The organism is Hydrogenophaga sp. ANAO-22 (assembly GCF_042466645.1).
Lineage (GTDB): Bacteria > Pseudomonadota > Gammaproteobacteria > Burkholderiales > Burkholderiaceae_C > Hydrogenophaga.
The window spans coordinates 2,962,984-2,983,947 of record NZ_CP159956.1 but is presented as its reverse complement, the minus strand read 5'-3'; the positions used below and the strand labels follow the sequence as shown (position 1 = coordinate 2,983,947).

23 protein-coding genes are annotated in these 20,964 nt (G+C 69.7%); 3 read left to right on the top strand and 20 right to left on the bottom strand.

Annotated features, from left to right (window positions below; all coding sequences use genetic code 11):
- The 11 genes from ABSY19_RS14400 to ABSY19_RS14350 form a co-directional block, all read right to left on the bottom strand.
- Positions 1–822 (bottom strand): sugar phosphate isomerase/epimerase family protein, encoded by an 822-nt coding sequence (locus ABSY19_RS14400; protein ID WP_382152476.1) that lies wholly within the window; start codon positions 820–822, stop codon positions 1–3.
- Between the two features lie 38 nt (positions 823–860).
- Positions 861–1,637: an ABC transporter ATP-binding protein gene (locus ABSY19_RS14395; RefSeq protein ID WP_382163806.1), complete on the bottom strand. Its 777-nt coding sequence runs from the start codon at positions 1,635–1,637 to the stop codon at positions 861–863.
- Positions 1,638–1,752: 115 nt separating this feature from the next.
- Positions 1,753–2,769 carry an ABC transporter substrate-binding protein gene (locus tag ABSY19_RS14390; RefSeq protein WP_382152473.1) on the bottom strand — a complete coding sequence of 339 codons (1,017 nt, stop codon included), beginning with the start codon at positions 2,767–2,769 and terminating at the stop codon, positions 1,753–1,755.
- Between the two features lie 73 nt (positions 2,770–2,842).
- Positions 2,843–3,619, bottom strand: a complete 777-nt coding sequence (locus tag ABSY19_RS14385; RefSeq protein ID WP_291120880.1) for an ABC transporter permease — start codon at positions 3,617–3,619, stop codon at positions 2,843–2,845.
- 19 nt (positions 3,620–3,638) lie between these two features.
- Entirely contained in the window at positions 3,639–4,703 is a 1,065-nt protein-coding gene (locus ABSY19_RS14380) for a dihydrodipicolinate synthase family protein (RefSeq protein ID WP_382152470.1), read from the bottom strand.
- A gap of 3 nt (positions 4,704–4,706) precedes the next feature.
- Complete coding sequence (locus ABSY19_RS14375; RefSeq protein ID WP_382152467.1) at positions 4,707–5,540, bottom strand: GNAT family N-acetyltransferase; 834 nt, start codon at positions 5,538–5,540, stop codon at positions 4,707–4,709.
- Positions 5,527–6,582: an NAD-dependent epimerase/dehydratase family protein gene (locus ABSY19_RS14370; RefSeq protein ID WP_382152464.1), complete on the bottom strand. Its 1,056-nt coding sequence runs from the start codon at positions 6,580–6,582 to the stop codon at positions 5,527–5,529. The genes ABSY19_RS14375 and ABSY19_RS14370 overlap by 14 nt, the downstream gene beginning before the upstream one ends.
- A gap of 129 nt (positions 6,583–6,711) precedes the next feature.
- The gene (locus ABSY19_RS14365; RefSeq protein WP_382152461.1) at positions 6,712–7,359 is read right to left on the bottom strand and encodes a TetR/AcrR family transcriptional regulator; all 648 of its coding nucleotides are present in this window, start codon (positions 7,357–7,359) and stop codon (positions 6,712–6,714) included.
- Between the two features lie 64 nt (positions 7,360–7,423).
- Complete coding sequence (locus ABSY19_RS14360) at positions 7,424–8,524, bottom strand: nucleoside hydrolase (protein WP_382152458.1); 1,101 nt, start codon at positions 8,522–8,524, stop codon at positions 7,424–7,426.
- Positions 8,525–8,530: 6 nt separating this feature from the next.
- Positions 8,531–9,511, bottom strand: coding sequence for a Bug family tripartite tricarboxylate transporter substrate binding protein (locus ABSY19_RS14355; RefSeq protein WP_382152455.1), 981 nt, complete (start codon positions 9,509–9,511; stop codon positions 8,531–8,533).
- 9 nt (positions 9,512–9,520) lie between these two features.
- Positions 9,521–10,609, bottom strand: a complete 1,089-nt coding sequence (locus ABSY19_RS14350) for an adenosine deaminase (protein ID WP_382152452.1) — start codon at positions 10,607–10,609, stop codon at positions 9,521–9,523.
- Positions 10,610–10,752: 143 nt separating this feature from the next.
- Between ABSY19_RS14350 and ABSY19_RS14345 the strand changes: the two genes are divergently transcribed.
- The gene (locus ABSY19_RS14345; protein WP_382163804.1) at positions 10,753–11,661 is read left to right on the top strand and encodes a LysR family transcriptional regulator; all 909 of its coding nucleotides are present in this window, start codon (positions 10,753–10,755) and stop codon (positions 11,659–11,661) included.
- Here ABSY19_RS14345 and ABSY19_RS14340 read toward each other — a convergent pair.
- Genes ABSY19_RS14340 through ABSY19_RS14315 form a run of 6 tightly spaced genes read right to left on the bottom strand, consistent with a single transcriptional unit; the run spans position 11,648 to position 16,837 of the window.
- A complete protein-coding gene (locus ABSY19_RS14340) occupies positions 11,648–12,607 on the bottom strand; it encodes a Bug family tripartite tricarboxylate transporter substrate binding protein (RefSeq protein WP_382152449.1) in 960 nt (319 codons plus the stop codon). The genes ABSY19_RS14345 and ABSY19_RS14340 overlap by 14 nt on opposite strands.
- A 12-nt stretch (positions 12,608–12,619) precedes the next feature.
- On the bottom strand, positions 12,620–13,615 hold the full coding sequence (locus tag ABSY19_RS14335; RefSeq protein WP_382152446.1) for a Bug family tripartite tricarboxylate transporter substrate binding protein: 996 nt from the start codon (positions 13,613–13,615) through the stop codon (positions 12,620–12,622).
- 44 nt (positions 13,616–13,659) lie between these two features.
- A complete protein-coding gene (locus ABSY19_RS14330) occupies positions 13,660–13,863 on the bottom strand; it encodes a hypothetical protein (protein ID WP_382152443.1) in 204 nt (67 codons plus the stop codon).
- Positions 13,860–15,446, bottom strand: coding sequence for an FAD-dependent oxidoreductase (locus ABSY19_RS14325; RefSeq protein ID WP_382152440.1), 1,587 nt, complete (start codon positions 15,444–15,446; stop codon positions 13,860–13,862). The genes ABSY19_RS14330 and ABSY19_RS14325 overlap by 4 nt, the downstream gene beginning before the upstream one ends.
- Before the next feature lie 18 nt (positions 15,447–15,464).
- Complete coding sequence (locus ABSY19_RS14320) at positions 15,465–16,274, bottom strand: alpha/beta fold hydrolase (protein ID WP_382152437.1); 810 nt, start codon at positions 16,272–16,274, stop codon at positions 15,465–15,467.
- 8 nt (positions 16,275–16,282) lie between these two features.
- Positions 16,283–16,837, bottom strand: coding sequence for a cupin domain-containing protein (locus ABSY19_RS14315; protein ID WP_382152435.1), 555 nt, complete (start codon positions 16,835–16,837; stop codon positions 16,283–16,285).
- 116 nt (positions 16,838–16,953) lie between these two features.
- Between ABSY19_RS14315 and ABSY19_RS14310 the strand changes: the two genes are divergently transcribed.
- On the top strand, positions 16,954–17,904 hold the full coding sequence (locus tag ABSY19_RS14310; RefSeq protein ID WP_382152432.1) for a LysR family transcriptional regulator: 951 nt from the start codon (positions 16,954–16,956) through the stop codon (positions 17,902–17,904).
- 9 nt (positions 17,905–17,913) lie between these two features.
- On the opposite strand, the gene ABSY19_RS14305 is transcribed toward ABSY19_RS14310, so the two are convergent.
- Positions 17,914–18,462, bottom strand: coding sequence for an NYN domain-containing protein (locus tag ABSY19_RS14305; protein WP_382152429.1), 549 nt, complete (start codon positions 18,460–18,462; stop codon positions 17,914–17,916).
- A gap of 145 nt (positions 18,463–18,607) precedes the next feature.
- Here ABSY19_RS14305 and ABSY19_RS14300 point away from each other — a divergent pair, with 145 nt between their 5' ends.
- A complete protein-coding gene (locus ABSY19_RS14300) occupies positions 18,608–18,997 on the top strand; it encodes a LysR substrate-binding domain-containing protein (RefSeq protein ID WP_382152426.1) in 390 nt (129 codons plus the stop codon).
- Positions 18,998–19,022: 25 nt separating this feature from the next.
- On the opposite strand, the gene ABSY19_RS14295 is transcribed toward ABSY19_RS14300, so the two are convergent.
- Both ABSY19_RS14295 and ABSY19_RS14290 read right to left on the bottom strand, forming a co-directional pair.
- Positions 19,023–19,670: a hypothetical protein gene (locus ABSY19_RS14295; protein WP_382152423.1), complete on the bottom strand. Its 648-nt coding sequence runs from the start codon at positions 19,668–19,670 to the stop codon at positions 19,023–19,025.
- Between the two features lie 173 nt (positions 19,671–19,843).
- Positions 19,844–20,911 (bottom strand): porin, encoded by a 1,068-nt coding sequence (locus ABSY19_RS14290; protein WP_382152420.1) that lies wholly within the window; start codon positions 20,909–20,911, stop codon positions 19,844–19,846.
- Positions 20,912–20,964 lie beyond the last annotated feature (53 nt).

The following is a 20,964-nucleotide window of genomic DNA, read 5'->3' as shown; positions in this document are numbered from 1 at the left end:
TCAATGCAGGGCCTCCAGCAGGCCCCGCAGGTAACCGATGGCGCGGGCGGCGGCCATGGGGCCATCGGGTTGGTAGTCGAAGGGCTCCACCGCCACCCAGCCGGCGTAGCCGTGCTGGCGCAGCGTGCGCAGGATGTCGGCGAAGGCCAGCGCGCCCTGGCCGGGGCCGCGCAGGTTGGGGTCGTTCACCTGCACGTGGGCGAGCAGGCCGGTGGGCAGCCAGCGCGCGAGCACGGCAGGCACCGGCTCGGCCTCGGCGCGCGCGGCGGCGCAGCAGTCGAGCATGGTGCGCAGCGCGGGACGGCCGATGGCGCGCACGATGGCGGCGGCCTCGGCCACGGTGTGGATGAAGTCGGCCTCGGGCGCGGCCAGGGGTTCGATGCAGTAGACGACGCCGGCCGCCTGCGCGTGCGCCGCCACGGCGGCGAAGGCCTCGATGCCGCGTTCGCGCGCGGCGGCTTCCTCACCCGGCGGCAGGCGGCGCTGCGCGGGCGAGCCGTGCACCAGCACCGCGCCGCCGAGGTCGGCGCAGAGGTCAATCTGGTGGCGCAGGGTGTCGAGCGTGCGGGCGCGCACGGCGGTGTCGGCCGAGGTGATGGACAGGCCCGCCGGCTGCCGCAGCAGCCAGTGCAGGCCCGAGACCTCGATGCCCGCGTCCGCCGCCGCGCGGCGCAGTCCGCTGCGCCGCGCGCTCGACAAGGGTTGCTCGCCCAGCGTGAAGGGCGCCACCTCCAGCCCGTCGTAGCCCAGGGCGGCCGCCACCTCGCACTGGCGGGCGAACGGCAGCGGCGCCAGCACCTCGTTGCACAGGGCGATGCGCACGGGGCCGCTCTTTCAGCCGCGCGGGCGGTGGCGAAGGTTCACCACTGCGGGCCGGCCCGCGTCTCGCGCCGGCCGGTGGCGCCCGAGAGTTCGGTGTACAGCTCGAAGGACATGCGGCCCAGCGCCGGGTCGGCGCGCGTCTCGGCGGTGCGCGGGCGCGCGATGTCCACCTGGCGGATGTTGGCCACGCGGCCCGGGCGCGGCGACATCACCACCACGCGGTCGGCCAGGAACACGGCCTCGGGAATCGAGTGCGTGACGAACACGATGGTCTTGCGCTGCCCGCCGCTGCTGCTCTCACCCCAGATGCGCAGCAGCTCGATGTTCATCTCGTCGCGCGTCATGGCGTCGAGCGCGCCGAAGGGCTCGTCCATCAGCAGGATGGGCGGGTCCAGGATCAGCGCGCGGCAGAGCGAGGCGCGCTGCTGCATGCCGCCCGAGAGCTCGCCCGGCCGCTTGTTCGCGAAGTCGCCCAGGCCCACCATCTTGAGCAGCGCGTGCGCGCGCTCGCGGTACTGCGCGGGGTTGCCGCCGGAGAGTTCCACCGGCAGCAGCACGTTGTCGAGCACCGAGCGCCACTTGAGCAGCAGCGCGGCCTGGAACACCATGCCCACCTTGGGGATCGGCTTGTCCACCGGCACGCCGTCGACCAGGATGCGCCCGCTGGTGACGGGGCGCAGGCCGGCGATGGCGCGCATCAGCGTGGACTTGCCGCAGCCGCTGGGGCCGACCAGCGCCACGAACTCGCCTTCGCGGATCTGCAGCGAAATGTCGCGCAAGGCCTCCACCGGGCCGCTCTCGGCCTGGTAGATCATGCCGGCATGGTCCACCTCGATGAGGACGCGGCCCGAGGCCACGCCATCCGTTTGTTCTGTTGCTGGGCTCATCTCGTCGGTGTCCTGCATGCCTGGTTTCTTGCGCGCTGTGGGCTTACTTGACCGGCAGCGGCATCGCCACCTTGGTGAAGTACTCGGTGCTGAACACCGTCTTGCAATCCACCTTCTTGGGCAGGCCCATGTAGGTGTTGACGATGTCGGTGGAGGCGCACATCTTCTTCTCGTCGATCCAGCCGATGCCGTTGTCGGCGTAGTTCCTGGTGCGCATGAGGTCGAAGCCCATCATCATGTTGGCTTCGATGATGGCGACGTCGATCTCGGGCACGCGCTTCTTGAAGATGGCCAGCGCTTCCTTGGGGTTGGCCATCACGTCGCGCCAGCCCATGTACGAGGCTTCGAGGAAGGCCTTGAGCTGCTTGGGCTTGTCGGCCATGGTCTTCTCGCCCGCGATGATGGACATGGCGTAGAGGTCGAAGCCGTAGTCGGCCCACTGCAGGCGCACGGCCTTGCCCGGGCCCATGGCCTTGTCGTAGAAGGGCTGGCCGGTGGTGTAGTCGGCCACGCCGTCCACGCGCTTCTCGGCGATGGAGGCGACCTTGGCGGTGGGCTCGATGTTGACCCAGCTGACCTTGTTCGGGTCGATCTGGTTCAGGCGCGCGAAAGCGGGGAAGGCCAGGCGCTGGCTGTCGCCGGCGGGCGCGGCCACGGTCTTGCCTTCGAGGTCCTTGGGCTTGAGCAGCGGCGCGTCGGCGTGGCTGAAGAAGGTCATGGGGGTCTTGTCGAACACCATGCCCACCATCTTCACGCGCGCGCCGCGCGAGGCGGCCGAGATCACCGGCACCGCGTCGGCCAGGCCGGCGTCGGCGCGGTTGGTGTCCACCTTGGCGATGGAGTCGCCCGAGCCCTTGGAGTTTTCCAGCGTCACGTCCAGGCCGCGCTGCGCGTAGTAGCCCTTGTCCAGCGCCACCCAGTAGGCGGCGTGGTCGCCCACGGCGAACCAGTTGAGGGCGAAGGTGAACTTCTCCTTGGCCTGGGCCGAGGCCGTGGCTGGCAGCAGCGCCAGCAGGGCCGCGCAGACGGCGGCGGCGGAAACAGCGATCCTGGGAGTCATGGTGCTTTCCTTTCGGAGGACGGGTGGGGAGGAGGAGAACGGCGGGGAGGGAAGGGGTTGTTGTTTTCTTTGATCAGCGCGGGGCTTCTTCGGCCCAGGGCGCGAGCAGGCGCGAGAGCAGGGCCACCAGGCCGTACAGCAGCAGGCCCAGCACCGAGATCCACACCAGCGCGGCGAACGCGGCCGGCGTGTTCATGCTGCTCTGCGTGGTGATGATCACGTAGCCCAGGCCCTTCTGCGAGGCCACGAACTCGCCCACCACCGCGCCCACCACGGCCGAGGTGGCGGTGACCTTGAGCGCGCTCAGGATGTAGGGGTAGGCGTTGGGGATGCGGATCTTCATGAACACCTTCCACTTGGGCGCGCTGAACACGCGGCCCAGGTCCACCATGTCCTGGTCGATCTGGGTCAGGCCCACGGCGGTGTTGATGACCACCGGGAAGAAGCCGATCAGCGCGCCGATCAGCATGTTGGGCAGGATGCCGTAGCCCAGCCACATCAGGAACAGCGGCGCGATCGCCACCTTGGGCAGCGTGTTCACGAACACCAGGAAGGGCGTGAGCGCGCGAGAGATGCCTTGCGACCAGGCGATGGCCATGCCCAGCATCACGCCGGCCACACCGGCCAGCACGAAGGCGCCGAGGATTTCCACACCCGTGATCCAGGCGTGGCTGAACCAGGGAATCTCGTCGCTCAGCATGGCCTGCCACACCGAGTAGGGGCTGGGCAGCAGGTATTCGCGGATGCCGAACACCGACACCGCGAGCTGCCACAACACGATGAAGCCCACGAACAGCCCGATGGCGGGCAGGTAGTGGGCGGTCCAGCGGGCGATTCTGTTTTGCGTCATGGTGGGTTTCTTCTTTCCGTCACGCGAGCCAGCGGCTCAGGCCGGCCTTCACGAAGGCGTCGTCGGCCAGGTCGCCGTGCTCGGCGCACACGCGGTCGATGGCTTCCTTCTGGCCCGGGCTCAGGCCTTCGTTCGGGTCCAGGCACCAGATGCCTTCGAGCAAACCCTGGCGGCGCAGGATCTCATGGCAGCCGGCGATGCAGCCGTGGAAGTCGTTGGCCACGTCGAAGAAGGCGCTGTTGCAGTCGGTCACGCGGCTGTCCAGCGCGAGCATCTCGGCCGTCACCACCGAACCCTTGGCCGCGGCCTTGCACAGCTCCAGCATGCGCACCGCGCCCGAGGTCCACACCGACCAATGGCCGAGCAGGCCACCGCGAAAACGCACCGTCACCGGCTGGCCGTCGCGCGGCACGGTGAAGGGCGTGATCAGGTCGAGCACGATGTGGTCGTCGTTGCCGGTGTAGAGCGTCACGCGCTCTTCGGCGCGCGCCTGCACCAGGCCGCGCACCACGTCCAGCGTGCGGTAGCGGTGGAAGGGCGCGACCTTGATCGCTACCACGTTCGGAATCGCCGCGAAGCGGGCCCAGAACGCGGCGCTGAGGTTCATGCCGCCCACGGCGGGCTGCAGGTAGAAGCCGATCAGCGGAATCTCTTGCGCCACCGCCTCGCAGTGCGCGATCAGCGCGTCCTCGCTCTGGCCCTTCATCGCGGCCAGGCTCAGCAGGCCGGCGTTGTAGCCCAGGCCGCGCGCGAGGGTCGCTTCGGCCACGGCCTGTTCGGTGCGGCCGCACACGCCGGCCACCATGGCGAGTTCGCGGCCGGGTTCGACCCAGGCGCGCGCGGTCTCCATGGCCAGGCGCAGCACCTCTTCATACAGCCCCACCTCGCGGATCGCGAACTGCGTGGTGTGCACGCCCACGGCCAGGCCGCCGGCACCGGCATCGAGGTAGTAGCGGCTGAGCGCGCGCTGGCGGCGCACGTCGAGCTGGCGCTGTGCGTTGAGCGCGAGCGGGTGCGCCGGAATGGCCAGGCCGCGGCGCAGCAGCGCGCGGGTGTGTTCGACTTGAGAGGCAGTGAGGCTCATGGTTCAACCAAATTCGGGACCGGCCAGCACGAACAGCCGGTCGTTGACAGAGGCGATGGGGGCGGCGCCGAGCGACATGCGCACGAAGGAGCGCTGGCGCACGAAGCCGGCCTGTTCCAGCCAGGCCCGCAGCGCGGCCCAGCGTTCGGGCACATCGAGAAACACGCGGCCGCTCAGGCCCGACAAGGCGGCCTGCAGCAGCGAGAGCGCCGAGCTTTCGTCGTCGGCCACCAGCGGGCCGATCTGCGTGGCGCGGCGGCCTTCGCGGGCGATCACGAAACCGGTGCGCGCCGGCGACAGGCCCACCCGCGTGCCGGCACGTTGCAAGAAGTCGGCCAGCAGAAAGCCCCGGCCGCAGCCGTTGGCCTGGGCATCGAGCGCCGACACCGTGCCGGCATCGGCCGGTGGCGCGGGGCGCGGGGCGGCGGCAGTCACCGAGCCTTCCCAGCGCGCGAGTGCAAAGCCATCTTCGAAACCGATGCGCAGGTAGGCCTGCTGGCCGGCGGGCGTGGCGTCCAGCACCGGCGTGGCGCCCAGCGAGCGCAGGTGCGCCACGCAGCGCGCCATCAGCGCGGTGGCCAGGCCCTGGTGCCGCCACGCGGCGTTCACCAGCACCATGGAGACCCAGCCGATGCCGCCTTCGTAAGGCAACGCGGCGGCGGTCGCCACCAGCGGGCCCGCATCGCCGTCGCGCAGGCCGAAGACCCGGCCCTGCGTGACGAACACGCGCCAGTCGTCGGCGGTCTGGTTCCAGCCCGCGGCGTCCGACAAAGCGAGGCCCTCCGGCACATCGTCCGGACCGAGGATGACCGAGGTCAGTGCCTCAGAAGGCGCCATCCCGGACCTCGAACTTGGTCGGCTTGCCGTGCGCCGGCTGCTCGCGCTTGACCCAGTCGGCCACCCAGTCGAGCATGGCGCCCAGCGGCACCAGCGGGTAACCGAACAGCTTGCCCGCCAGCGTGGTGTCCGACAGCAGCGCGGTGGCCGCCTCCTGCCCGCTCACCTGCGCCTTCACGCCCAGGCGCGCGGCGAACTCGTCCACCAGCCAGCGCACCGACAGCGTTTCCGGCCCGGTGCAGTTCACCGGCGTGGCCGGCACCGTGCAGTGGCGCAGGCAGCGCAGCACCTGCGCGTTCGCGTCGCCCTGCCAGATCACGTTCACGTGGCCCATGGTCACGTCCACCGTCTCGCCCCGGTGCACCTTGGAGGCGATGTCGTACAGCACGCCGTAGCGCATGTCGATCGCGTAGTTGAGCCGGAAGATGCGGCCCGGCGTGCCGTGCTGGCCCGAGAAGTACTCGAACATGCGCTCGCGCCCGATGCACGACTGCGCGTACTCGCCCAGCGGCGCGGGCGGCGTCTTCTCGCTCGCGCCCTGGCGGCCCACCGTGGTCAGCGGGTAGATGTTGCCGGTGGAGAAACCGACGATGCGCGACTCGCGGAAGGTGTCGGCCACCAGGGCCGGCACGTGGGTGTTCATGGCCCAGGTCAGGGCCTGGTTGTCCTTGGCGCCGAACTTGTGGCCGGCCGCGAAGACGATGTTGGGCACGCGCGGCAGCGCCTCGAGCGCAGCGCGGTCCAGCAGGTCGGCGGCGATGGTCTCGATGCCCCAGGCTTCCATGCGCTGGCGCACGGCGGGGTCGCTGAAGCGCGCCACACCGATCACGCGCTTGTGCGGCGCGGCGTTCTTGGCCAGGCGCGCGAGCGTGGGGCCCATCTTGCCGGCCACGCCCAGGATCATGATGTCGCCGTCCACCTGCGCCAGATCGTCGATCAGGGCCTGGCTCGGCCGCGACAGGAATTCCTCCAGCGCCTCGACCGACTCGAAACGAGCCGGCAGCTGCGCGGGATCCAGCAGTGTGACAACGTTGCCTGACATGGCATGACCCTTTTCTCAAACGCGATGGGATGAGCATATGGGCGTGTCAACTTCGTGTCAACCGTTTGGTTGAAATCGGAGCAAAGGGTTTGCCCGGATGCGTTCGCGCCCTCGAATGGTGCGGTGGAATCAGGCGCGCAGACCGGCCATGGCGAAGGCCACGACGTGCGCGCGGTAGGCGCCCACCGCGTCGGCCGACGAGAGATCGCGGCTGAAGATGGACGACAGAGTCAGGCGGTTGGAGAAGAAGAAATACGACATGCCGGCGACCGAGATGTAGAGCTCCACCGGGTCGATGCCACGGCGGAACACGCGCGCGCGGATGCCGCGCGCCAGGGTCTTGGCGATGAGCTCGATCAGCGGCGAGTTGGTGTCGCGGATCGCGCTCGAATCGCGCACGTGCTGCGCGCCCTGCGCGTTCTCGTGGTTGAGCAGGCCGATGAAATCGGGGTGCTCGGCGAGGTAGTCGAACGAGAAACCGATCAGCGTGGCCATTGCCTCCTCGGGCTGCATGTCGCCCAGTTTCAGGCTGCGCTCCTGCGTGCGGATCTCGGTGTAGACCACCTCCAGCGCGGCGCGGTAGAGGTCTTCCTTGCTGCCGAAGTAGTAGTAGATCAGCTGCTTGTTGACGCCGGCGCGGGCCGCGATCTCGTTGACGCGCGCCCCGGTCAGCCCCTTGGCGGAGAACTCCGAGCGCGCCGCCGCGAGGATGGCCGAGCGCGCGGCGCTGCTGTCGGCATCGGTGGGGCTGGAAGCGGAAGCGCGGCGTGGTGGCATCGTGGGTCTGCGGCTGGCGGGGCGATGGGGCGGATTATGTGCCCGGCTCCGCAGACCCGTCACATCACGGCAAACGCGCGATCTGTTTTTCGAGCAGGCGGTAGAAGCCGTCGATGTCCACCGCGTTGACCCACAGCGTGTTGGCCTTGCGCTTGGTGTAGCCGCGGAAGTCCACCACAGTGGCGCCGCTGGTGAATTCGCCCCGGGTCTCGATGTCCACCGGCACGCGCGCGCCCTTGAACAGCTCGGGCTGGAGCAGGTAGGCGATGACGCAGGGGTCGTACATCGGGCCGACCTTCACGCCCCGGCGGCGCATGGCGTAGTCCATGGCCGAGTCCAGGATGTCGGCGACCACCTTGCCGGCGTTGTTGCCCATCTGGCGGAAGGGCGCGATGCGCTCGGGCGTGACGAGCACGCGCCGCGCGGCGTCGTGCGAGATCGCCGTGACCGGCACGCCGCTGCGGAACACCACCGACGCGGCCTCCGGGTCGGCATACAGGTTGAAAGTGGCGGCCGGCGTGATGTTGCCGCCCACGCCCCACGAGCCACCGAGCACCACCACCTCGCTGATGGCGGCCTTGATGTCCGGCGCCATGTTCAGCGCGGCGGCGATGTTGGTCAGCGGGCCCAGGCCCACCACCACCACGCTGGCGGGCGCGGCGGCGCGCAGGGTGCTGATGAGGTAGTCCACCGCGTGGCCGGGCGCGAGCGGGCCGCGCGGCTCGTGCAGCGTGGGGCCGTCCAGGCCGGTCTTGCCGTGCACGTCGTCCGCGAAGATGGGGTCGCGGATCAGCGGCCGGGGGTAGCCGGCGTACACCGGCACCTCGGTGCGCCCGGCCCAGTCGCGCACGCGGCGGGTGTTCTTCTCGGTGACGCTCAGGGGCATGTTGCCCACCGAGACGGTGAGCGCGCGCACGTCCAGCCGCTCGGGCGCGGCCAGCGCGAAGAGCAGCGCGATGGCGTCGTCCTGGCCCGGGTCGGTGTCGATGATCACGGTGCGCTTGCTCGCCGGAATGGCCGGCAGCTGCTGCGCCGCCACGCCCAGCAGCACCTGGGTCTGCGCGTCCTGCGCGAACGCGGGCAGCAGGCCGGTGGCCGCCACGCTGGCCAGGGCCAGCGAACCGGTGGAAAGAAAACCGCGACGGGAAGCCAGGTCGATGGGCATGTTGTTTCAGTCCTTCAGGTTGAGGGTGGGCACCAGCTTCTGGTTGCGCGCGAATTCGGCCTGGGCAAAGCTGCCCAGCGCCTCGGGGGATCCGCTGCCCGGCAGGGCGCCCTGCTCGGCGAGGCGGGCGCGCACCTCGGGGTCTTTCAGCGCGTCGTTGAGCGCTTCGTTGAGCTTGCTCACGATGGCGCCCGGCGTGCCCTTGGGCGCGAAGATGCCGGTCCAGGTGAGCACGTCGTAGCCCTTGAGGCCGGGCATCTCGTCGAAGGTGGGCACGTCGGGCAGCGAGGCGATGCGCTGCTTGCCGGTCACGCCCAGCGCCTTGAGGCTGCCGGCGCGCACGTGGGGAATGCTGCTCGCGCTGACCAGCATGGCCAGGTCCACCTGCTTGCCCATCACGTCGTTGGCGATCTGCGCGCCGCCCCGGTAGGGCACGTGCGTGACGAAGATGCCCGAGCGCTGCTTGAGCTGCTCCATGGCGAGGTGCAGCACGGTGCCCACGCCCGAGGTGGCGTAGGTGTATTTGCCGGGCTCGGCCTTGGCGAGCTTGACGAAGTCGGCGTAGTTCTTGATCGGCAGGTCGGTGCGCGCCACCAGCAGCATGGGCGCGGTGTTGAGCATGCCCACCGGCACCAGGTCCTTGAGCGGGTCGAAGCGGTAGGCCGCCGGGTTGGCCAGCTTGCCGATGGCGATGGCGCTGTCGGGCCCGGCCACCAGGGTGTAGCCGTCGGGCGCGGCGTTCACGGCTTTCTGCAGGCCGATGGCGCCGCCGGCCCCGGCCACGTTCTCGATCACCACGGTCTGGTTGAGGCGCTCGCCCAGTTTGGTGGCGACCTGGCGGGCGATGAAGTCCACGCTGCCGCCGGCCGTGAACGGCACGATCAGCGTCACCGGTTTGGCCGTGGGCCAGGCGGGGCCCTGGGCGTGGGCCGAGAAGGCCAGCAGCAGCGAGGCGGCGAGGACGAGGCTTGAGCGTTCGTGGGCCATGGGGGTCTTTCAGGTGGGGATGGAAGCGGAAGAAAAAGAAGTGGCGCGCAGCGCGTCGAACTCGGCGGACCACTCGGTGCGCCAGCGGCGGCGCTGCGTGTCGTCGATCCACGCGCCGTCCAGGCCGTTGTGCATGAAGCCACGCAGGTCGTCGAGGTGGAAACCGAAGTCGCGCACCATCATGGTCCACGCGCCGGTGGGCGTGACGTGGTGCAGGGTGGGGTCGTCGGTGTTGGGGTGGATGCGCAGGCCCAGGCCGGGCATGCGGCGGATCGGGTGGTCCAGCGCCCAGCGCTCGGGCGGCAGCGTGCGCAGGTAGTAGGAGTTGGTGGGCACCACGGTGAACAGCACGCCGCGCTCGGCGCACTGCCGCGCGAAGGCCGGGTCGTCCACCACCGTGTAGCCGTGGTCGATGCGGTCCACCTGCAGCAGCTCCAGCGCGGTGCGCACGTTGGTCCAGGGCATGCCGAACTCGCCCGCGTGCGCGGTGGTCTTGAGGCCCGCGCGCCGCGCGTTCTGGTAGGCCTGCGCGAACAGCTCGGGCGGGCGCTCGTTCTCGCGGTAGTCGATGCCGATGCCGATCACCTCGTCGCAGCGGTGGGCCGTGACCCACTCCACCATCTCGGTGGCGGCCTGCGGGCTGGCTTCGCGGTCCACCGCGGCGATGAGGCGGCCCACGATGCCCAACGGCCTCTCCGCGTCGCGGATGGCCTGCACGATCGCGTCCTGCGCGGCGGCATAGGGAATGCCGGAGACCCGCACCGTGCCGGTGGGGTTCCAGAAGAACTCGGCATAACGCACCTGGTGCGCGGCCGCGTCTTCCAGGTACTCGATGGTGAGGCGGTACAGGTCGGCCGGGTTGCGCACCAGCTGCGCGTCCAGCGAGCGCAGCACGCGCAGCACGCCCACGGGTTTTTCACCGCGGGTGTAGAAGCCGGTCACTTCTTCGTCCGTGAGTGGCGCGCCGGCGCGGCGGTTCAACTCGGCGAAGGTGTCGCGCCGCACGGTGCCGAACAGATGGCAGTGCAGCTCCATCTTCGGGATGGCCTGCAGAAAGCGGTCCAGGGCCTGGTCGGCCGGGTCGTTCGTGGGGAGCATGCGGCCAGTCTAGGCAGGCGTGCTTGATAAGAGAAGTTTTAAGTTTCTATAATTTCATTCATCCGATTTATCACCAGGCCGCCGTGGAAAACCCCGCCATCCGCGCGCTCACGCTGCGCCACCTGCAGTTCTTTTCCGTGCTCATGCAGGAAGGTCATTTCGGCCGCGCGGCCAAGCGGCTGGCCATCACGCAGCCGGCGCTGAGCAACGCCATCAAGCAGATGGAGAAGCTGCTGGGCGCGCAGCTGCTCACGCGCAACACCCACCGGCTGGAGATCACGCCGCTGGGCACCGAGGTGCTGGCGCGCACCGACTTTCTCGTCAACACCGTGGATCTGGCCCTGCAGGACATCCACCACGTGGTGCAGCGCGGCCGCGCGCTGGTGCGCGTGGGCGTGATCCCCTCGGCCAGCACGCGGCTGGCGGCGGCGGTCAACGCCTTCAAGCCCACGGGCGGGCCGGCGGTGGAATTCGTCTGGCGCGACGCGCCCTCCACCGTGCTGCTGCAGGAGGTGCGCGAAGGCCGGCTCGACCTGGCCCTGGCCGCCATCACCGAGCCGCCTGGCGGCCTGACCTGCATCGACCTCTTTCAAGACGCGCTGGTGCTGGTGGTGCGGCGCGACCACCCCTTGGCGCGCGAGGGCAAGGCGAGCTGGAAGGCCATCGGCCATGAACGCCTGGTGCTGTTCGAAAGCGGCAGCATGCCCGCCCTGGGCGAGCCGGCGCGCGCGCAGTTCGGCCAGCAGGGCGCGCAGGCGCCGTACCACGTGCGTTACTCGGAAACGCTGTACGCCCTGGTGCGCGGCGGCATGGCGCTGGGCCTCATGCCCCAGCTCTACACCACCTCGCTGCACGACCCCGAGCTGGCCGTGCTCGCGCTGCAGGACCCGCGCATCGAACGCCGCGTGGTGCTGGTCTACCGGCCCGGCCCCATGCGCAACGCGGCGGCGAAAGACTTCATCGATTTCCTGCGCGAGCACCTCACCCAGCCGAAGAAGCCGAAGGTGAGGCGCTTCACGCGCAAGGCCGGACCGAAGCTCAGTCCAGGCTGACGTTCGCCGCCTTCGCCACCGCGCTCCAGTCCGCACCCTCGGCCTTGATGACCGCCGCCGTCTCCTCGGGGCTGCGCCCGGTCACGTGCAAACCCTGCGCGTCCAGGCTCTTCTGGAACTCGGGGTCCGAGGTGATGGCCTTGATTTCGGCGGACAGCCGCGCGATCACCGCCGCCGGTGTGCCCGTGGGCGCGAACAGGCCGATCCATGCGTTGCGCGCGGTGCCCAGGCCCTGGTTCTTCAGCAGCGGCACGCCGGCGAAGCGCGGCGAGGGCGTGTCGCCCAGCACGGCCAGCGCGCGCAGCTTGCCCGCGTCGATGTGCTGCGCCACCAGCGAGTACGACAGGCTCGACACCTGCACCTGGTCGCCCAGCAGGCCGTTGAGCGCGGGCCCGCCACCCTGGTAGGGCACGTCCACGATGCGCGCGCCCAGCTTCTCGTTGACCTGCGCCATGAACAGGTGCGACGAGCTGCCGATGCCGAAATGGCCCCAGTTCAGCTTGCCCGGGTGGGCGCGGTCGTACTGCACCAGCTCCTGGATGCTGCGGATCGGCAGGCTAGCGCTCACCACCACGGCGGTGTCGATGCGGCTGATCTCCGAGATCGGCGCGAAATCGCCCACCGCGTACGGCAGCTTCTTGTAGATCGCGGGGTTGATGACCAGCGTGTCGCTGAGCAGGATGCACAGCGTCTGCCCGTCGGGCGCGGCGGACTTGCAGGCGTTGGCGCCGATGATGCCGTTGCCGCCCGCGCGGTTCTCCACCATCACCGGCTGGCCCAGCTGCTTCGTCAGGCGCTCGCTCACGCGCCGCGCCACGAGATCCACCGGGCCACCGGCCGCCAGCGGCACGATCACCTTCACGGCGCGGCTCGGGTAGGCGGTCTGCGCGCCGCAGGTGCCAGCGAACAGGGCCAGGGAGAGGGTCAGGAAAGCACTTGTCTTCATGGCTCAGTCCCCTCAGTCCAGTTGAATGCCGGTCTGGCGCACCAGCTCGCCCCAGACCTCGCGGTCCTTCTTCAGGAACGCGGCGAACTCTTCCGGTGTCTGCGCGCGGGTGCGCATGGCCATGGTCTGGTTCTGCTCGCGCATGGCGGGGGTCTGCATCGCGGCCGTGACCTGCGCGTTGAGCTTGTTGACGATGCCGCGCGGCGTGCCGGCCGGCGCCATGAGGCCGAACCAGGTGAAGGTGCCCGGGTCGCCCACGCCGGCCTCGGTCAGCGTCGGCACCTCGGGCAGCTGCGCGGAGCGCGTGGGCGCCAGCACCGCCAGGGCGCGCATCTTGCCGGCCTTGGCCTGCGCCACGATGCCGGGGTTGCCCACCGACACGTAGAGCAGCTGGATGTCGCCGGTGAGGAAGGCCTGCATCATCGGGCCGAAGCCGTTGAAGGGCACGTGCAGCAGGTCGGTCTTGGTGGCGCGCTTGAGCCACTCCATGGTGAGGTGCGTGTCCGAGCCGTTGCCGAACGAGCCGTAGGCCAGCTTGCCCGGGTGCTTCTGCGCGTGCGCGATCAGCTCCTTCATGCTGTTCACCGGCAGCGCGGGCGAGACCAGGAAGACCATGTCCGGCACCACCAGCGGCGTGACCGCCTCGAAGTCCTTCGCCGCGTCGTAGGGCAGCTTGCGGTAGAGGTGCGGGTTGATCGACAGCGAGCTGCCGCTCACCACACACAGCGTGCTGCCGTCGGGCGGGGCCTTGGCGCAGGTGTCGGTGCCGATGATGGTGTTGGCGCCGGGCCGGTTCTCCACCACGAAGGAGGGGCCGTTCTTCTCGGTGAGGATCTGGCTCAGCAGCCGCGTCACCACGTCGGGCGCGCCGCCCGCGCCCAGCGGCACGATGATGCGCACGGGCTTGGTGGGGTAGGCCGCTTCGGGCTGCGCCCAGGCGTGGGCCGCGCCGGCCAGGGCCAGCGCACCGGCCACGATGCGACCTATCCAGGTTGTCGTCGTCTTCATGTCTTTGTCTCCTTGTTATCAAAAAATCCGGGAACGGGGCTCGCCTAGCCCGAGAGGTGCCGGCCCGCGCGCTCAAGGCGGTCGGCCAGCAGACCGGCCGGCGCGCCGGCGGCCAGCAGGATGACCAGCTTGGTCAGGAACAGCTCGCGCTGCGGCGCGGGCACCCGGTCGATCGCGCCGGCGAGGTCGACGAAATCGCGTTCGGCAAAGGTGGCCGAAGAAGAGGTGTTGTCGGTGGTGGTGCTCATTGGAGTTCCTCGGTGCGGGCGGCGCACAGGGCGATGTTCAGGGCTTCGTCCACCTGCTCGGGCGTGGCCTCGCGCCAGCGCGCGGCCACCCGGTTGTCGGGGCGGACGAGATAACAGCTGCCCGGGCGCGCGTCGAACAGCCGGCCCACGGTGCTGTCGGCCTCGAAGCCCAGCACCTGCAGCGGCAGGGTGGCGAAGCGCGCGGCGTCGGTGAAGGCGACCAGCGTGAAGCGCGGGCCGAAGCGGTCGTACAGGCGTTCGCCCGCCGCGCCCACCACGGCATCGGGCACCAGCGCGCCCGGGCGGCAGGCGGGCCCGAAATCGCCGCCGGCGTCCGCCGTGTTGAGCGGGCTGTCGGTGCAGTCGTGCGGCGGCGTGGCGTAGGGGTCGAACAGGTTGCCCAGGAAGTTCTCGCTCAGCGAGAGCGAGAGGATGGCCTCGCGCACCAGCGCGATGCCCGGCGAGGGCGTGGTGATGAAGATGGTGGTGCGCGTGAGCTCGGCCAGCGTGGCCAGCAGCGCGCCCCGGCGCTCCTGCGTGTACGAGTCCAGCAGCTGCGGGTCGGACACACCTTTGACCACGCGCGCCAGCTTCCAGGCCAGGTTGTGCGCGTCTTCGTAACCATGGTTCACACCGCGCCCGCCAAAGATCGGCACCTGGTGCGCCGCATCGCCCGCGAACAGCACGCGCCCCGTGTTGTAGGTGGGCAGCGAGACCGCATTGGCCTTGTAGACCGAGGTCAGCACCAGCTCGTAGTTGGGCTCGATGCCCATCAGCTCGAAGTGCGCGCGGATGCGCGCATGCACCTGCTCGGGTTGCATCTCGGTCTCGGCGTCCTGGTCGTCCATCAGCTGGAAGTCCAGCCGCCACATGTCGAACGGCGCCTTGTGCATCAGCACCGTCTTGCCCGGCAGGTAGGGTGGGCTGAAGAACAGGCGCCGGCCTTCGGGCAGCGGCTCCTTGCAGAGGATGTCGTTGATGACGAAGCGCTGCGAATACGAGGTGCCTTGGTAGTCGATGCCCATGCAGCGCCGCGTGAGGCCGCGCGGGCCGTCGGCCGCCACGAGGTAGGCCGCGTCCAGCGTGCAGGCGCCCTCGGGCGTGGACACCGAGAGCCGCACCCCCTCGTCGCTGGCCTCGATCTGCGTCACCGTGTGCTGGTAGCGCACGTCCGACAGGCCGCTGGCCAGCAGCTCGTCGAGCAGCAGCTGCTCCATCCAGCACTGCTGCAGGTTGGTCTGGCCGTGTTTCTCGTGCGGCGGCGAGGCGATGTTCATCGAATGCACCTCCTGGCGGCCGTAGAAGGTCCAGCCGGCCGACCAGGTGAGCGACTTCTCGAGCACGCGTGCGCCCACGCCGAGCTGGTCCAGGATCTGCATCGAGCGCCGGCTCATGGCCAGCGCGCGGCTGCCCTTGGAAATCGTGTCGCGCGCTTCAAGCACCACGGTGCGCACGCCCTCGCGGGCCAGGCCGAGCGCGGTCGCCAGGCCGACGGGGCCGGCGCCCACGATCACCACCTCGGCCGACGCCTTGTCCAGGCTGGCGAGCGGTTGGAGCGGCAGGGTTTGCCAGTTGAAATACATGGGGGTTCTCTTTCTCTCTCAACGGAGAAAAGCGAGCAGGGCCCGGTTGAAGGCCTCGGGCTGCTCCAGGTTGCTCAGGTGGCCTGCGCGTTCGATGCGCGCGTGCGCCACACCGGGGATGCGCGCCAGCAGCTGGCGCGTGACCGGCTCGGGGTACACGCGGTCCTGGTCCGAGGTGATCACCAGCGTGGGGCAGGCGATCTGCTCCAGGCGGTCGCCCCGGTCCTGCCGCGTCGAGGCGACCAGCACCGCCAGGTAGTTCTTCAGGCGGATGCGCTGCATCGCCTCGGCCGCGGTGCGCAGCGCCTCCGGCGCGGCGTCGGGCGCGCACATGGCGCGGGCCTGGTCCATGCCGAAACTGGCCGGCACCTGCCCACCCTGAAACGCCGCCGAGCGGTCGGCGATGAAGCGGTCCACCTCGTCCGCCCCCATCGCGTCAAAACCCGGGCTGCTGTTGGCCAGCACCAGCGAGGCCACGCGCTCGGGGTGGCGCAGCGCCAGCGAGCGCGCCACGCGGCTGCCCATGGACAGGCCCACCAGGTGCGCGCGCGGCACCTGGAAATGGTCCAGCACCGCCAGCAGGTCGGCGCCGAAGTCGCGGTGGAAATCCAGCGCGCCTTCAATGTCGCCGCTGCCGCCGTAGCCGCGCAGGTCCACGCTGGCGGCGGTGAAGCCTTGCTGCGCCAGCGCCTCGATCTGCGCCCGCCAGCTGTGGCGGTCGCCGCCCATGCCGTGCACCAGGAGCACCAGCGGCCCCTGGCCGGCCACGCTCACCGCCAGGTGCGGCGAAGGCGGCGTGCGCGCCACGGTGATCGTCTGCACGTCCATGGCCCGGCTCAGCCCCGCGCCGGCAGCGCCAGCGCGTCGATCAGCACAAACGCCACCGAGGCCGGCGCCGCCGTGCGGTTGCTCCAGCCGTGGCTGGTGCCGCGCTGCACCAGCACGTCGCCCGCCTTCAGCAGGGTCTCGCCCTCGTCCATCACCGCCCAGATCTCGCCCGAGAGCACGATGGCGTAGTCCACCGACGCCGTGGTGTGCATGCCCACCGTGTTGCCTTTGCGGGTGGCCGAGCCGGCCAGGTCGTGGCCCATCGCGGCGAAGGCCGCGTGCTCGTCCCAGCCGTCCATGTAGCCCGCGTCGGGCGGGAACTGCACCACGCGGAACACGCTGCCGCCGGCGGGCGGGGCCAGCGTCACGTCCCCGCAGGGTTCGGCGGCGTCGCTGTTGTCGGCGGGGGTGCGAAAGGTTTTCCAGAGGTCCGTCACCACCGGTCCGGTGGCCGTCGTCCTCAACACGAACGGCGAAGCGCCGTCCTGCTCGATCACCGAGCGGCCCGCCGCGTCGTGACCCGTCACCACACGGCGCACCGCGCCGTGGTTGTCTTTAGCCATGGTCTGTCTCCTTGAGCCGCGATGGTAGGGAGAGACAGGGATATGCGATACATGAGAATCGACATGGCAGTTCAACGACAATCGTTGAACCTGAACCCGACCCCGATGGAGGCCGCATGGACCTGAAACTGGTGGACTGCTTTCTGCGTGTGGTCGAAGCCGGCAGCATCAACAAGGCCGCCGTCGACATGGAAATCACCCAGCCCGCGCTCTCGCGCCGGCTCAACGCGCTGGAGCACGACCTCGGCATCCAGCTGCTGGTGCGCGAAGCGCGCGGCGTGAAACTGACCGAAGCCGGCACCCTGCTCTACAACGGCGCGCGGCCCCTGCTGCGCCAGGCCGAGCTGCTGCGCGACGAGCTCGGGCGCGAGGCGCGCACGCAGGTCTCCATCGGCCTGCCGTTCTCCATGCACCGGCTCGTCACCGCGCCCTTCGCCGCGGCCGAGATCCCCTCGCGCTCGGCCGTGTCGCTGCGCATCTACGAAGGCTTCATCCACCACCTGCGCGAGTGGCAGCACCAGGGCCTGGTGGACGTGGCCATCATGGACTTCGAGGAAGGCAGCTCACCGCTGCACGACCAGACCCCACTGGTCTGCGAGCCGCTGCTGCTGGTGGGCCCGGTGGACGCCGGCCTGCACCCCGACCGCCCCGCCAGCGCCGAGAAGCTGGGTGCGTGCAAGCTCATCCTGCCGGGCCGACCCAACCTCGTGCGCAAGAGCGTGGACGCCTACCTGAAGCGCCACGGCCAGAAGTTTCGCCGCGCGGCCGATGCCGAGACGCTGCAGCTGTGCCTCTCGCTCGTGAAAGACGGCCTGGGCTACACGGTGATGCCCTACTGCGCCATGCACGACTTCCCGCAGATGAGCGAACTCAGCGCCACGCCCATCAAGGGCCTGACCATCACCTGGTCGCTCTACGTGAGCCAGGCGCGCCGCCACAGCGCCGGCGTGCGCTCCACCGCGTTGAGCCTGCAGCGCATGATGCTGGGCCTGGTGGAGCGCGGCGAGTGGCCGCTGGCGCAGGCGGTGGCGGCGAGCCCCGCCGGCGCGGCCACCCGCCGCGGCTGAGCGCGCGGCCTACGGGGCCGGCGGCCGCGCCGAAGACAGGCCCTGGCGCACCAGCAGCTCCGGGCTTTGGCTGCTACCGCTGCTGCTGCCGTCCAGAAACACGAACTCGTCGCACGCCGCCACGAAGGCGGGCGAAGCGCTGTGCTGCCCGAAGCCGTAGACCACGTGCCCGTGCGCCTGAATGCGGCCCGCGAGGCCGACGAAATCGCTGTCGCAAGAAGCGATGCAGATGCCGTCCACGCGGCCACGGTGCAACCGCTCCATCACGTCCATGATGAGCGCGGCGTCGCTCGCGTTCTTGCCCTGCGAATAGTGGAACTGCTGCACCGGCCGGATGCCCAGCGGATGCAGCCACTTCTTCCAGGAGAGCAGGAAGTCGGTGGTCCAGTCGCCATACGCGCAGCACAGCGTGGGCCTGCCGCGCTGGTTCACCAGCCGCATGAGCTGCTCGGCGTGCTGGCCGCTCACGTTTTCGGCGTCGATGTAGACGGCCAGGCGCGGGCGGCGGCGGTGGGCGTGGTGGGGGAGATGAGACGAAGAAATGCGGGGATGTTGCATGTGCCTTCCCTATCAGGTGGGTGATACCACCGCCCCCCTTGTGAGGGGGCGGTGGCCCGAACGGGTTGGCATACCGGAACGTCGAATCAACACCGGCGAGCCTTGCGGCTCCCCATCCGGGCCACCGCTCGCGCGCGCGGGCCATGTGCCGGCGGCGCTGCTGCGGGAATACGACTTCATCGTGCGCGAGCAGGGCTCGGGCACGCGCGCGGCGCTGGAGAAATTCCTGGCCGACGAGCACGTGGAGCTGCGCGTGATCATGGAGATGGCCAGCAACGAGACCATCAAGCAGGCCGTGATGGCCGGCATGGGCCTGAGTTTTCTGTCGCTGCACACCATCGGCCTGGAGCTGAGCAACCAGCTCATGACCGTGCTGGACGTGGAGGGCGCGCCGGTGGTGCGCGCCTGGAACGTGGTGCACACGCAGTCCAAGCTGCTGTCACCGGCGGCGGAGGCGTTCCGCTATTTCGTGCTGGAGCGCGGGGAAGCGTATCTGGCGGAGAGTTTTCCCGCCCCACCGCCGCCCGCGCGCTGATGGGGTTCGAGGCGGCCAGGGCCGATCAGGACACCCGCCGGTCGTGGGAGCCCACCTCGATCACCCACCGGATGCCTTCTTCGCCCAGGTGGGTTTCGAAGGTGTCCAGCAGCCGGTCGTACCGGTCGACCGCCTCCGCATCACCACGCCGCAAAGCCGCGGCACGGACTGGCACACCTTCGCAGTTCCTGGCCAGCAGCAGCGCCTGGAGTTCCCGGGGCTTCAGGCTGTCTTTCAACCACTCCAGCGCGAAGCCATGGAGATGGAACTGTTCGGCCGTCCCCCACAACAGCACCTGGTGAAGGGCTTGGGCGTTCGTCGCGCACTGACGGGGATCGCGGAATGCCTCGATCGTCTTGCACAGCAACTTCGAGGCTTGCACGGCCTCTTCGGTGGACATCGTCTGCCGGAACTGGGGATGCTTGTTCAGATAGGCGAACCATTCCAGGCCAGGCTCATGGTTGCCCCATTTCGCCTGCACGTTCCGCGCTTTCTCCAGCATCATCCCGCGCTGCATCGCGTCCTGGGCGAAGTACTGGCGAGCGTGGTCGAAGCTCAGGGGGGTCTCGGAACGGTCCTCTTCCAGGAACGGGACGGTGTCGGGGCTGTAGTTGTAGTAGTCGCGGGCAGCCTCCAGGTTGAAGCTCGGGGTCGGATGGGAGATCGGGTTCATTCTGAAAAAAAAGTCGGTAAGCAAACGGGAAACGTCGATTCCCTCGACCGTGCAGGCGCACGGCCGAGGGAACCACGGCAAAAGTGCGGCGCGGCGTGAATTGGTTCATTCAGGACATTTCATCCCGCGGACCGCCGTGCCCCGTCGTCTCCCCTGGGCTGCGACCGTCGATCTCAGAAGTGGTGGCGCAGGCCCACTTCGTAGCCGCTGGAGCTGGTGCCGGGCGCGTTGCCGGCGGGGCCGCCCGAGATGGCGAAGGTGGCCCGGCCCTTGTTGGAGACGTGGCCGGCGTTCACGTACACGGCCGTGCGCTTGGACAGGTTGTGCACATAACCCACCGCGAAGCGCTGGGCGTCGTCGGCGGCGATGCTGGCGCCCGCCGCGTCCCGGCCGCTCTGGTCCACCTTGACGTACGAGGCCTTGATCACCCCCACGCCCACCGGCACGCTGAGGCCGACCAAGAGTGCCTTGTGCTTGGAGCCCAGGTAGGCCGATTGCGTGAAGCTGCCCGAGAGGATGGCCCCGCCGAAGTGGTACGAGGCGCGCGCGCCCGATTGTTTGAACTGCGCATTGGTCGCGTCGATGCGGGTGTTGCCGTAGAAACCGCCGACGTCGAACGGGCCCGCCGCGTAGCCCAGGCGCGCGCCGTGGTAGTCGTAGCTGCCCTGCGCGTTGCCCTCCTCGCCCGGCGCGACCATGAGCTGCCCGTACACCCCGCCCAGGTTGGCGGGCAGGAGGTATTGCAGGGCATTGTTGGAACGCGACAAGGTGGTGGCGCCCGCGCCGAAGGCCCGCCGCAGCGCGACGGAGGGGGCCGAGGCCCACATGTTGATCGCGCCACCCACGCCGACCACCACGAAGGGGTCGGTGCCGGCCCAGGACAGGAAGGCCGGGTTCCAGTCGCGGCCGAGCCGCACTTCACCCCAGGGGCCAGCCAAGCCGACGGTGGAGCGGCGGTCGAAGAACTGGTTGCTCACGGCGGAGGTGCCGGTGTCGGCGTTGAAGGCGCCTTCCAGCCAGAAGCTGGCCTTGAGGCCGCTGCCCAGGTCTTCCACGCCGCGGATGATGAAGCGCGAGGTGGAGTTGCTGCCACTGGCCAGGGAGGTCAGCGAGCCTTGTGAGTTGGTGCTGTGGCGCACCGCGGCGTCCACCACGCCGGTGAGCGTGACGTTGGATTGGGCGCTCGCGCCGGCGCCGAGCGCGCACAGCACCGCGCCAGCCAGCAGCTGGTTGCATGTCATGGGGTTTGTCTCCGGGGGAAAGGAAGGGGAAGAAAAGCGGGCGCGGCTGCGCC